At 41.6% G+C, this 10,878-nt stretch carries 11 protein-coding genes and 4 pseudogenes; 5 read left to right on the top strand and 10 right to left on the bottom strand.

Annotated features, from left to right (window positions below):
* Positions 1 to 21: 21 nt before the first annotated feature.
* From C1G49_RS10040 to C1G49_RS10015, 6 genes are all read right to left on the bottom strand, one after another.
* The gene (locus C1G49_RS10040) at positions 22 to 399 is read right to left on the bottom strand and encodes a RidA family protein (RefSeq protein ID WP_105118356.1); all 378 of its coding nucleotides are present in this window, start codon (positions 397 to 399) and stop codon (positions 22 to 24) included.
* 178 nt (positions 400 to 577) lie between these two features.
* Entirely contained in the window at positions 578 to 847 is a 270-nt protein-coding gene (locus C1G49_RS10035) for a type II toxin-antitoxin system RelE family toxin (RefSeq protein ID WP_105118355.1), read from the bottom strand.
* On the bottom strand, positions 837 to 1,064 hold the full coding sequence (relB, locus tag C1G49_RS10030; RefSeq protein WP_105125554.1) for a type II toxin-antitoxin system RelB family antitoxin: 228 nt from the start codon (positions 1,062 to 1,064) through the stop codon (positions 837 to 839). The genes C1G49_RS10035 and relB overlap by 11 nt, the downstream gene beginning before the upstream one ends.
* A gap of 381 nt (positions 1,065 to 1,445) precedes the next feature.
* Entirely contained in the window at positions 1,446 to 2,792 is a 1,347-nt protein-coding gene (gene asnS, locus C1G49_RS10025; RefSeq protein WP_002941729.1) for an asparagine--tRNA ligase, read from the bottom strand.
* Positions 2,793 to 2,805: 13 nt separating this feature from the next.
* A complete protein-coding gene (locus tag C1G49_RS10020) occupies positions 2,806 to 3,987 on the bottom strand; it encodes a pyridoxal phosphate-dependent aminotransferase (RefSeq protein WP_105125553.1) in 1,182 nt (393 codons plus the stop codon).
* Positions 3,984 to 4,481 carry a DUF5590 domain-containing protein gene (locus C1G49_RS10015; RefSeq protein ID WP_105125552.1) on the bottom strand — a complete coding sequence of 166 codons (498 nt, stop codon included), beginning with the start codon at positions 4,479 to 4,481 and terminating at the stop codon, positions 3,984 to 3,986. The genes C1G49_RS10020 and C1G49_RS10015 overlap by 4 nt, the downstream gene beginning before the upstream one ends.
* 123 nt (positions 4,482 to 4,604) lie before the next feature.
* Between C1G49_RS10015 and C1G49_RS10010 the strand changes: the two genes are divergently transcribed.
* On the top strand, positions 4,605 to 5,048 hold the full coding sequence (locus C1G49_RS10010; RefSeq protein ID WP_105125551.1) for a MarR family winged helix-turn-helix transcriptional regulator: 444 nt from the start codon (positions 4,605 to 4,607) through the stop codon (positions 5,046 to 5,048).
* A 140-nt stretch (positions 5,049 to 5,188) separates the two neighbouring features.
* On the opposite strand, the gene glf is transcribed toward C1G49_RS10010, so the two are convergent.
* From glf to C1G49_RS09990, 4 genes and pseudogenes are all read right to left on the bottom strand, one after another.
* Positions 5,189 to 6,307, bottom strand: a complete 1,119-nt coding sequence (gene glf / locus C1G49_RS10005; protein WP_105125550.1) for a UDP-galactopyranose mutase — start codon at positions 6,305 to 6,307, stop codon at positions 5,189 to 5,191.
* An 18-nt stretch (positions 6,308 to 6,325) separates the two neighbouring features.
* Positions 6,326 to 7,180 carry an Rpn family recombination-promoting nuclease/putative transposase gene (locus C1G49_RS10000; RefSeq protein ID WP_105125549.1) on the bottom strand — a complete coding sequence of 285 codons (855 nt, stop codon included), beginning with the start codon at positions 7,178 to 7,180 and terminating at the stop codon, positions 6,326 to 6,328.
* A 218-nt stretch (positions 7,181 to 7,398) separates the two neighbouring features.
* Positions 7,399 to 7,752: a hypothetical protein gene (locus C1G49_RS09995; RefSeq protein WP_105125548.1), complete on the bottom strand. Its 354-nt coding sequence runs from the start codon at positions 7,750 to 7,752 to the stop codon at positions 7,399 to 7,401.
* Positions 7,753 to 7,965: 213 nt separating this feature from the next.
* Positions 7,966 to 8,970, bottom strand: a pseudogene (locus tag C1G49_RS09990) (IS5 family transposase).
* A 130-nt stretch (positions 8,971 to 9,100) separates the two neighbouring features.
* On the opposite strand from C1G49_RS09990, the gene C1G49_RS09985 reads away from it, so the two are divergent.
* The 4 genes and pseudogenes from C1G49_RS09985 to C1G49_RS11205 all read left to right on the top strand — a co-directional run.
* Positions 9,101 to 9,307, top strand: coding sequence for a transposase (locus C1G49_RS09985; RefSeq protein WP_105125547.1), 207 nt, complete (start codon positions 9,101 to 9,103; stop codon positions 9,305 to 9,307).
* Positions 9,261 to 10,005 (top strand): annotated as a pseudogene (locus C1G49_RS11415) (IS66-like element short variant transposase); the annotation flags it as partial. The gene C1G49_RS09985 and the pseudogene C1G49_RS11415, both read left to right, overlap by 47 nt.
* 102 nt (positions 10,006 to 10,107) lie before the next feature.
* Positions 10,108 to 10,617 (top strand): annotated as a pseudogene (locus C1G49_RS11410) (IS66 family transposase); the annotation flags it as partial.
* Between the two features lie 115 nt (positions 10,618 to 10,732).
* Positions 10,733 to 10,878: pseudogene (locus tag C1G49_RS11205) on the top strand (ISL3 family transposase); the annotation flags it as partial.

Here is a 10,878-nt window from a genome sequence, read left to right as displayed (position 1 = left end):
GACATTCCCTCCTTTTCTTTCTTAATCAATTACCGCAATGACTTCAATTTCAACCTTAACATCTCGTGGCAAGCGCGCCACTTCTACCGCTGAGCGAGCTGGGAAATCTGATGAAAAGGCTGTTTTATAAACTTCGTTAAAAGCCACAAAGTCATTCATATCCTTGAGGAAACAAGTTGTTTTCACCACATGGTCAAAATCTGTACCAGCCGCTTCCAAAATGGCAGCAATATTTTTCAAGACCTGCTCTGTCTGTTCTTGAATGGTTTCTCCCACAACTTCACCCGTTTCTGGTGACAAGGGAACCTGACCAGAAGCAAAGAGGAAATTTCCTACAACCTTACCTTGTACGTATGGTCCGATAGCTGCCGGTGCCTTATCTGTGTGAATAGTTTTCATCTGTCAATCTCCTTTATACTTTCTAAGTCTATTATAGCATACTAGAGGGTGAAAAGGAGCCTACCATAGCTCTCTTGTAAAGCAAAATCTACCCGATTGTTCCGACAAGCACCTTTCATAAGAAAACAGACCACATGTGTAGTCTGCTTATGTATCTCTATCCTAGTTTCCTAGGACCTTACTTTTTATAAATTTCTTTACGATGCCCAACTTCAAGAGCTAAAATGACCATTTTATTGTCAATGATATCACAAATCACACGGTAATTTCCTACTCGATACCGCCACAGACCCTTGTACTCTCCGACCAAGGCTTTTCCAAACTGTCTAGGATTTTCCAAACCATCCAAACGTTTTTTCAAATCCTTAGCAAGCATCAGTCCCACATGCCTGTCCATTTTTTTCAACTGCTTCAAGGCATCATCGCTGAGCACAAGTTTATAGGCCATCTTCTAACTCCGCAAGCACATCATCTATCGAATGAGTTACTGAATTTTCTTGAAATTTCTTCAAAGCCTTGATGCCAATCTCATAATCCAGCTGGTCTTCAATCTGTTCCGCCAGTGCAGATTTGAATAACTCAGACAAACTTTTTCCCGTATGAATAGCATAGCTTCTAAAAAGTTCCTCTTCTGCTTCATTTAATCGCAAGGATACAATCCCCATTATTCCACCTACTTTCTTATTGTAATACATTGTAAAACAATTATTCAAAAATGTCAACTAAAAGAAAACAGACCACATTTGTAGTCTGTCAGTAAATATTTATTTCGCAGTCTTTCAGTTTACTTTTAGTACTAGCTCTGAGGCTGGGCAAAAAGCCCTGACCCACTTCTCAGTGTTCGTGTCAACATCTCAGCGCAGTGGTTGATTGGCAGATTTGTTCGTGTTTTACACTCCAAATCTGACCTAATCAACTGTGCGGGGGGTGGGAATACGAACTCTTTTTAACTTAGTCGAGTTCTTTCCCACTCCCAGAGGTCGGAAATAGAGCGAACGAAGTTCGTACCCAAAACTGCAGACTGCTTGTTCAGTCAAACGACTGTATTACGGATGCAAGCGGTGCAACATACGTGGGAACGGAATGGCTTCACGGATGTGTTTTGTACCAGCGACGAAGGTTACCATACGCTCAATACCGATACCAAAACCGCCGTGTGGCACAGAGCCGTATTTACGAAGGTCAAGGTAGAATTCGTATTCTGACTTGTCCATGCCAAGCTCGTCCATCTTGGCTACCAAGGCATCGTAATTGTCCTCACGCATAGAACCACCGATGATTTCACCGTAGCCTTCTGGCGCCAAAAGGTCCGCACAGAGCACGCGCTCTGGATTACCAGGAACTGGTTTCATGTAGAAGGCCTTGAAGCTTGCTGGATAGTTAACAACGAAAGTCGGTACACCAAAGTAGTTTGAAATCCAGGTTTCATGAGGTGAGCCAAAGTCATCTCCATGCTCGATGTGTTCGTAGTCCGTATCTTCATCAGCTTCATGTTCTTGCAGAAGGGTAATGGCATCATCATAAGCCACACGTTTGAATGGTTCTGCAATGTAGCGTTTGAGAGCATCCACATCACGCTCAAGAGTTTCCAAGGCTTGTGGAGCACGGTCGATAACACCTTGAATCAAGGCTTTGACATAAGCTTCTTGCAAGTCAAGTGACTCTTCATGGCTGAGGAATGAATACTCGGCATCCATCATCCAGAACTCAGTCAAGTGACGGCGAGTTTTTGATTTTTCCGCACGGAAAACAGGACCGAAGTCGAAAACACGACCAAGGGCCATAGCACCAGCTTCCAGGTAAAGCTGACCAGATTGACTGAGGTAGGCAGGTTGACCAAAGTAGTCTGTTTCGAACAATTCTGTCGAATCTTCTGCCGCATTTCCAGACAAGATTGGGCTATCAAACTTGATAAAACCATTCTTTTCAAAGAATTCATAAGTCGCATAGATAATCGCGTTACGGATTTGTTGGATAGCGACCTGTTTACGCGAACGCAACCATAGGTGACGGTTGTCCATGAGGAAGTCCGTCCCGTGTTCTTTTGGCGTAATTGGGTAGTCTTGTGACTCACCGATGACTTCGAGGTCTGTCACATCCAACTCGTAGCCAAACTTAGAACGCTCATCTTCCTTGACAATCCCTGTCACATAGACTGAAGTTTCTTGGCTGAGGCGTTTTGCCACATCAAACTTTTCTGTACCAGCTTCCTCACCGAATTTTTCAATGAAGTTTGGTTTGAAAGCAACTGCTTGGAAGAAGGCTGTTCCGTCACGCAACTGCAAGAAAGCCAACTTGCCCTTACCTGACTTGTTGGCAACCCAGGCACCAATGGTCACTTCTTGACCAACATAATCTTTTACTTGGTTAATGGTAATCAATTTTCTAGACATTGTTTTTCCTCTTTTACTTTTTCATAAATGTGTGTAGTCGAGCCACCGCTTCTTTTAGTGTAGCCATATCAGTCGCATAGCTGAGGCGGAGATTTTCAGGAGCACCAAAACCTGCACCTGTCACCAAGGCGACACCAACCTCTTCCAAGATAGCAGTGGTAAATTCGGTCACATCTGTGTAACCCTTCATTTCCATTGCTTTTTTGACATTTGGGAAGAGATAGAAGGCTCCTTCCGGTTTGATGACTTCAAAACCTGGCACTTCTGCTAGTAATGGATAGATAGTGTTAAGTCGTTCTTCAAAGGCCTGACGCATGGTTTCTACCGTATCTTGCGGACCTGTAAAGGCTTCAATGGCCGCATACTGAGCAGCAGTCGTTAAATTCGAAGTCGTTTGACCGACAATCTTACTCATGGCCGCAATGATTTCAGGATTACCAACCGCAAATCCAACCCGCCAACCTGTCATGGCATAAGCTTTTGCCACACCATTGACCACAATAGTCTGCTGGCGAATGCTTTCTGAAATACTTGAAATCGGCGTGAAGCTGTTCCCATTGTAAACCAAACGACCGTAAATATCGTCTGCCAAGATGAGAATATCGTGCTCTACAGCCCAGTTGCCAATAGCTTCCAATTCCTCACGACTGTAAATCATACCTGTCGGATTGGACGGACTATTGAGCAAGAGAACCTTGGTCTTATCTGTCCGAGCCGCTTCCAGCTGGTCAACTGTCACCTTGAAATTGTGTTCTTCTGCCGCTGTGACAAATACAGGCACTCCTTCGTTCATCTTAATCTGATCGGCATAAGATACCCAATAAGGTGTCGGAATAATCACCTCATCACCAGGATTGATGACCGCCGCAAAGAAGGCATAAAGAACAAACTTGGCACCTGTCGCAAGAACGACTTGATTGCGTTCAATGGAGTAGCCGTAGAAGTTCTCAAAGTAAGTATTGACCGCATCCTTCAATTCTGGAAGTCCTGAAGCTACCGTATAAAAACTCGCCTTACCATTTTCGATAGACTGAATAGCAGCTTCTTGGATATTTTTCGGTGTGACAAAGTCTGGCTCACCCAAGGTTAATTCCAAAATATCACGCCCTTCCGCCTTCAAGGCTTTTGCACGCGCTCCTGCTGCCAGCGTGACACTTTCTTCCATCTCTAAGACACGTTTTGATAGCTTACTCATAAGCCCTCCTTCTTGACAAAACTTCCTGTTTCAAACTCTACTAAATAATAGGCTGTTCCTGATTTGACTTCCCAAATTGGTTTATCATCTCGGATACCAAGAAGAACACGCTCTACCTGACCTGCACCATTTTCCTTGGCAATAGCTTGCGCTTCTTCTTGCGAAATTCCCTGCGCTAAAGGATAGACATACACAGTGCTAGAAGCCTCTGGAATCAAAACTGCAACGTCTTCTCCCTGACTAGTAGTACCAAATACACTAAAATAGGTTTCCGTACCATTGTAGATAGAAAAATCCTTGACAGTTTGCAAGTCTGCATATTCTGTAGCTACTGCAACTGCGTGACTACGCGCCTTGTTGAAGGGTGCTGCAGCCATATCCCAAATAGTAAAAATTGAAAAAGTTACAACACTGAGGAGGATAAAAAAGCCCAACACCAACTGCCCAGTCTTAGAAGCAATCCACTCCAAAAGTTGAAATATCTTTTTTTCCATAGTAGTCCTATTATACTACAAGTCACAAGAGATTTCCATTCTTTCAGCAAGTGAATAAGAATTTTACAGACATAATTTGCCATTTGACTTGCATATAGGACTAATTATTGCTAAAATATTCTCATGAAAACTGTTGAACAATCTTTAAATGAAAACAAGTATGCACTCCATAGCCTTGTCGTCTTTCGCAGAGCTGCCAATACCATCACAAAATCCGAATTAGAAACCATCAAAAAATACGGACTGACCGTCTGTCAGTTTGGCGTGATGGAAGCACTTTACAACAAGGGCAACCTCCGTATTCAAGATTTGATTGATAAGCTACTCAGCACATCTGGAAATATGACCGTCGTCATCAAAAATATGATACGAGATGGCTATGTCTATAAAACCAGTGACATAAGCGACCGTCGCGCCTCCCTGATTGCCTTGACAGACAAAGGACGACAAACCATCGAAGCTATCCTGCCAGAACACTACGATCATGTCGGACACATTTTCTCTGTATTAAGCCCAGAAGAACAAGAACAGCTGGCAAACATTTTGAAAAAATTTAAGAAAGAATGACAAATCCCAAAGCCTAAACAACTTTGGGATTTTGATATATTTTGCTTGATACAAAACCTGATTAGAACTTGAAAATAGACAATATATGGTCATAAACTTTGCCATACAAGAAATTTGACCTACCTATGACACCATTCTAACTATCCCAAAGGTCCTACTTCTTTTCTGACACACTGCAAGGCTGCTCCAATTACCTGGTGCATATCGTAATAGCGATAGTGACCTAGACGACCACCGAAAATGACATTCTCTTGTTGCTCGGCAAGGCGCTTATAGGCAGTATAGAGTTTATTGTTGCGGTCATTGTTGACTGGATAGTAAGGTTCATCGCCACGTTTCCAAGTCTTCGAATACTCGCGTGTAATAATGGTTTTTTCTTGTGTACCAAATTCGAAATGCTTGTGTTCGATGATACGAGTAAAGGGTGTTTCACTATCTGTGTAGTTGACAACCGCATTTCCTTGGTAGTTTTCCATATCCAAGACCTCTGTTTCAAAACGAAGGCTACGGTATTCTAATTCACCAAGCTCATAATCAAAGAACTCATCAATCATACCCGTAAAGACAACTTTTGGATAGTTTGCCAAGTATTCTTCCTTATTAGCAAAGAAATCAACCTTCATCTCCACATCTATATTTTCATGTGCCAACATTTTTTCAACAATCTGCGTGTAACCACCGATTGGAATACCTTGGTAAGTATCGTTGAAATAGTTGTTGTCATAGGTCAAACGCACTGGCAAGCGACGGATGATAAAGGCTGGCAATTCTGTACAAGGTTTTTCCCATTGCTTTTCTGTGTAAGACTTGATCAATTTTTCATAGATGTCTGTACCAACAAGGGAGATCGCTTGCTCTTCCAAGTTCTCAGGCGTTTTTCCCCCCAAAACAGCACGTTGCTCAGCAATTTTTGCCTCAGCTTCAGCAGGAGTGACTACCCCCCAAAGTTTGTTAAAGGTATTCATGTTAAATGGAAGGTTGTAAATCTCACCCTTGTAGTTAGCAACTGGCGTGTTAGTATAGCGGTTGAACTCCGCAAATTGGTTAACATAATCCCAGATTTCCTTTTCAGAAGTATGGAAGATGTGCGCGCCGTACTCATGAACCTGGATACCTTCTACTTCTTTGGTGTAGATATTTCCAGCGATATGATCACGCTTCTCGATAACATTAACTTTTTTCCCTTTTTTTGCTGCTTCATGGGCAAAAACTGCACCGAACAAGCCCGCACCTACTATTAGATAATCATAATGTTTCATATATTTTGTATTTTTCTCCTAAACCTGGTGATGTTTTGAAAGTTGATCAATTTGTGCAGAAGATAGACCGGTTAATTTTTCAATCATTTCATTCGAAAAACCTTCACCTAACATTTGATAAGCGACATCAAGCCGACCTTCTTCCTTACCTCGCCGTCTGCCACGTATGTAGGAGCTTTCCAATTCTCCAAAGTGGTTGGAAGCATTACGTAACCATTGATCTACCATTTCGATTTCCTCCTCTGTCCATGTGTTTCTATCCAGCAGGTGTTCTGCTTTTTCAATAACATCTGATGTAGATTGACTAAATGCTCGGTTAGCGAAAAATTCTATCCATTGGCGTTGATTTTTCTCTAGCTGACCCTTGCGGAATTTTTTCAGTTCAATAATGACCATTTCAAATGGTTTTCTTAATTCTTCATGTTCGCCAAATGGCAATTCCAAGACTTGACCCCTATCTTTTTCAGTTAATACAAAACTGTGAATCGGCTGGTCATCATCAAAATACTTACTAGCAACTAAGGCAATCGAATAAATCGGTAAGATTTTATCATACATATCGTGTGTCTGTGTGACCTTGTCACGAACATTGGGCAAGTCCTTGACCAAATGTTGACAGGAATAGGTCCATAAGCGCTTGATAAAACTATTTTGATAGGCAACCTGTATCTCAATGATGACCTGTGTTCCATCATCCATACGAGCCAAAATATCCACCGTAGTACTAAAGTGGCTAGTCCTTTCCTTTTTCACATCCGCAATAGTCCCATTCAAAATCTGAACAGACTTGGGGCGAAAACCTAGAAAAGTATTGATGAAATCAATAGTGATTTCATGGTCATTGAAAATCTTTTTTGCAATAATGTCAGCCATTGGACTGACTGCCTGACGGCGTTTTTGTCATCTACCATCCTCCGAATAAAGTAATCGAGAAATACTCCCTATCTATTTATTCGGAAAAGTTTCTAGTTTTATTATAGCATGATAGCCAAAACTTTTCCATTTTTATAGTGCAAAAGTAACTGGTGTATATGGAACAAAGACCCTATTGAATACATTAAAGCATTAAAATTATTCAGGAAAAATAGAATTTAATCTAGAATAGTGTCAAAACTCAAAGAAACATAATAAAAAATAGCAGACAAAAAATGATAGAACACAATATCATACCAAGTCCATAAACTTGCAATTTGGTAAAGAATAATAATTAACAGTGCAAAAAATGTTAAAAAGACTCCGATCATACGATTCGTATGAAAATGTTTTACCATTTTCAAAGTAGTCGTCATCAAAAGCCATAACGCCGGAAGAATGATTGCTCCGAATAAAACATCTTGATTAACTCTTATTGAACCAGGATACATCATTGAAAATATTATTAGCAGCGATGCCAAGACAAGCATCAAGAAAAAAATGGTCAGTTTAGTTAGCTTTTTGAGATTCATATCAAACTCCTTAAAAAGATTCTTGCGAAAACACTTAAATAAAAGGCTAGTACAAATAACATTTGAGTTGCCTATTATATAGCACAATAAATATTTACGGTTACCTCTAAAAACTCCAAGTAGTTGTTAAGTAAGCCCTATTTGTAAGCATTATTTCCAGTCAGCTTCGCTTTCGAAGCTGACTTTTTGCTTATCTTACTATTTTTGGGCGCACTAAGCCCATGATAGCAATCCCAGTCGTTTGATTTGCTCAAAACGACAGATATTGTAGAGCAGGTTGGTTAAGGTCACATTGGTTTTAGCTCGTGCCTTCCCAATTGCTCGACAGATGCTACCTTTCATGCTCGTTTCAATGAAGCCAAAAACATGCTCAACGCGACAACGGACTTGGGCAATATGTCGATTAATGACCTTATCAATCTCAGTCAACGGTTTATTTCTAAAAGCACGACGAACCGTTTGGTGGCGACAACCTTCTGGTACTGATTTTCCAACATAAGCACTGTCATCAAAAACCGCTTCATTGGCATCACAAAGAGGAGCTAAGACATTGGAGTCGTGTACACTAGCTGTTGTGACCTCATAATTTTTGATAAGTTTTGATTTTCTATCGACACAAATATGTTTTTTATAGCCGAAATAGCGAACACCACCTTTGCGTGTTCAAGTCGCATCTACGTCTTTTTGGCTCCGTTTAGTCTTATTCCAACCTTCTATCTTTTCGCCTTTCTTGATTTTCTGATTGTCCTCACGTGAATTGCGTTGTTTAGGGCATTTGACAAAGGTAGCATCCACAATCTGACTTGAATGGGCAATCACCCCTTCATCTGTGAGATGAGCATAGAACAAATCGAACAACTCCTTTTCACGACCTGACTTGGTTAATTTCTCACGATAGAGCCAGATAGTTTTCGCATCTGGAACAGTGTCTTCATGACAACCAACAAAACGACGAAAAGATAGACGATCCAGCAGTTGATATTCCATGGCATCGTCAGATAGGTTATGAAGACGTTGAAGCAAGAGCACTTTGAACATCGTGAGATAATCTAGGTGAGGACGACCGCCACGACTGATGACTTTATCTTTACGACTGAATAACTCTGACAACAATGGAAGAAAGATATTCCAATCCATAACTGCATCCAAACGTTCTAAGGGATTGCCTTTCTCTGATAGTTTGGACAAGATTTTTTCATCGTCTGTGAATAAATGCATGACAGCTCTCCTCATTGCTTTTTATTCTATTAACTCATTTTTGGGAAATTTAGGGAGTTTTTATAGGTACCCCAATAGAAATCATGGCTTTTCTTTGTGTATAATGAGATAAAAAGAAGGAGGTAAGTCCATGGAGTCACAAGATAAAGTGATTGAAAGTCTAACAAAAACGATTGAAATCATGACCAACGAGTTGACCCTCCTTCGTGAACAGGTTGAGTATCTGAGGCAGAAACTCTACGGAAAATCATCAGAGAAGGTTGTATATCAACTCGGTCAGCTGAGCTTGTTTGGGGAGGAAAGCCTCCCTGAAGAAGAAGCTGACTTACCCAGTTGAAACAGAAACGATTACTTATAAACGCAAGAAAGCTAAGGGAGTTCGTCAGGCTATTTTTAGCCAGTTCACTCCAGAGATTGTTCATCACGAATTACAGGGCGAAGACTGCACCTGTCCAGACTGTCATGGTCAGTTGAAAGAGATCGGCTCAGCTGTTCAACGACAAGAGTTGGTCTTCATTCCCGCACAATTAAAGCGGATTGACCATGTCCAACACGCATACAAGTGTCAGGCATGTAGTCAGAAGAAACTGAGCGATAAGATTATCAAGGCTCCCGTTCCTAAGGCACCTTTGGCACACAGCTTGGGTTCAGCTTCCATCATTGCCCACACTATTCATCAGAAATTCAATCTGAAGGTACCCAATTATCGTCAGGAAGAGGACTGGAACAAGCTTGGTCTGCCCATCAGTCGGAAGGAAATAGCCAACTGGCATATCAAGTCTAGTCAGTATTATTTCGAGCCGATTTATAACCTGTTGCACGAGAAATTGTTGGAGCAACCTATTCTCCATGCGGATGAAACCTCCTATAAGGTCTTAGAAAATGATAGCCAGATGACCTTCTACTGGACCTTCTTATCTGGGAAGCATGAGAAAAAGGGCATCACCCTCTATCATCATGACAAACGACGGAGTGGATTGGTTGTGGAGGAATTTCTTGGGGACTATGCGGGCTACGTACATTGTGACATGTTACGGCAGTAACTTAGGACTTCAGTCCTCTAGTTCTGCCTATGCGATAGCAGTCCAAGGTTTAGGAGCCAAGCGACGCTAAACTTGGTGAACTGCGAACCGCTTAAGTGCTTTTCGCCAATTAGATAAGGCTCAGCTGGTTGGTTGTTGGGCTCACGTCAGACGAAAGTTTTTTGAGGCGACTCCTAAGAAGACAGACAAGACTTCCTTAGGAGCTAGGGGGGGAGCTTATTGCGACCGCCTGTTTGCCTTGGAGAGTGACTGGGCTGACTTATCTACTGAGGAACGTCTACATAAACGCCAGACAGAGTTGGCACCCTTGATGGACGAGTTCTTTGACTGGTGTCGCAATCAGGCCGTCTTGCCAGGTTCCAAATTGGGGATTGCTTTGGAGCATAGCCTCAAATACGAAGAAACCTTTCGAACTGTTCTCTTGAACGGTGACTTAGTCTTGTCCAACAATATGGCTGAGAGATCGATAAAAACACTAGTAATTGGCCGAAAAAATTGGCTTTTTTCTCAGAGTTTTGAGGGCGCCAAGTCGACAGCTATCATTCTGAGTCTTTTAGAAACAGCCAAGAGGCATGGACTTGATGCAGAGAAATATAGGCTCTATAATTTCTGTAGTGGGTAAATCCACTATAGAGATTATGGAGCCTTTTTGAGTATATACAAAAAGTCCCATATGACCTATAATGAAAAGCAACCACACTCACATTAGAAAGACTCATATGGAACAACTTTATCATACCACAGAACTAATTGGAATCAAAGACAAAAACATCAAAATTCTCTTCGTTTTAAAACATCAGACCCATCTGGAAATTCGGGCAAGGCTGGATTATGACAGCCCTAGCTGTCCTCATTGCCAAGGGAA

It is taken from the genome of Streptococcus suis (assembly GCF_002960625.1).
In the GTDB taxonomy this organism is placed as follows: Bacteria; Bacillota; Bacilli; order Lactobacillales; family Streptococcaceae; genus Streptococcus; species Streptococcus suis_T.
Note: the sequence above shows the minus strand (reverse complement) of the source record. Positions and strands in the feature narration are given on the sequence as shown.

Bases quoted from the DNA above. Each gene is read 5' to 3' on its own strand.
- C1G49_RS10015 (WP_105125552.1), bottom strand. From the start codon at position 4,481: ATGGAAAAAAAGATATTTCAACTTTTGGAGTGGATTGCTTCTAAGACT.
- glf (WP_105125550.1), bottom strand. From the start codon at position 6,307: ATGAAACATTATGATTATCTAATAGTAGGTGCGGGCTTGTTCGGTGCA.
- relB (WP_105125554.1), bottom strand. From the start codon at position 1,064: ATGGGGATTGTATCCTTGCGATTAAATGAAGCAGAAGAGGAACTTTTT.
- C1G49_RS10035 (WP_105118355.1), bottom strand. From the start codon at position 847: ATGGCCTATAAACTTGTGCTCAGCGATGATGCCTTGAAGCAGTTGAAA.
- C1G49_RS09985 (WP_105125547.1), top strand. From the start codon at position 9,101: ATGGAGTCACAAGATAAAGTGATTGAAAGTCTAACAAAAACGATTGAA.
- asnS (WP_002941729.1), bottom strand. From the start codon at position 2,792: ATGTCTAGAAAATTGATTACCATTAACCAAGTAAAAGATTATGTTGGT.
- C1G49_RS10000 (WP_105125549.1), bottom strand. From the start codon at position 7,180: ATGGCTGACATTATTGCAAAAAAGATTTTCAATGACCATGAAATCACT.
- C1G49_RS10040 (WP_105118356.1), bottom strand. From the start codon at position 399: ATGAAAACTATTCACACAGATAAGGCACCGGCAGCTATCGGACCATAC.
- C1G49_RS09995 (WP_105125548.1), bottom strand. From the start codon at position 7,752: ATGAATCTCAAAAAGCTAACTAAACTGACCATTTTTTTCTTGATGCTT.
- C1G49_RS10020 (WP_105125553.1), bottom strand. From the start codon at position 3,987: ATGAGTAAGCTATCAAAACGTGTCTTAGAGATGGAAGAAAGTGTCACG.
- C1G49_RS10010 (WP_105125551.1), top strand. From the start codon at position 4,605: ATGAAAACTGTTGAACAATCTTTAAATGAAAACAAGTATGCACTCCAT.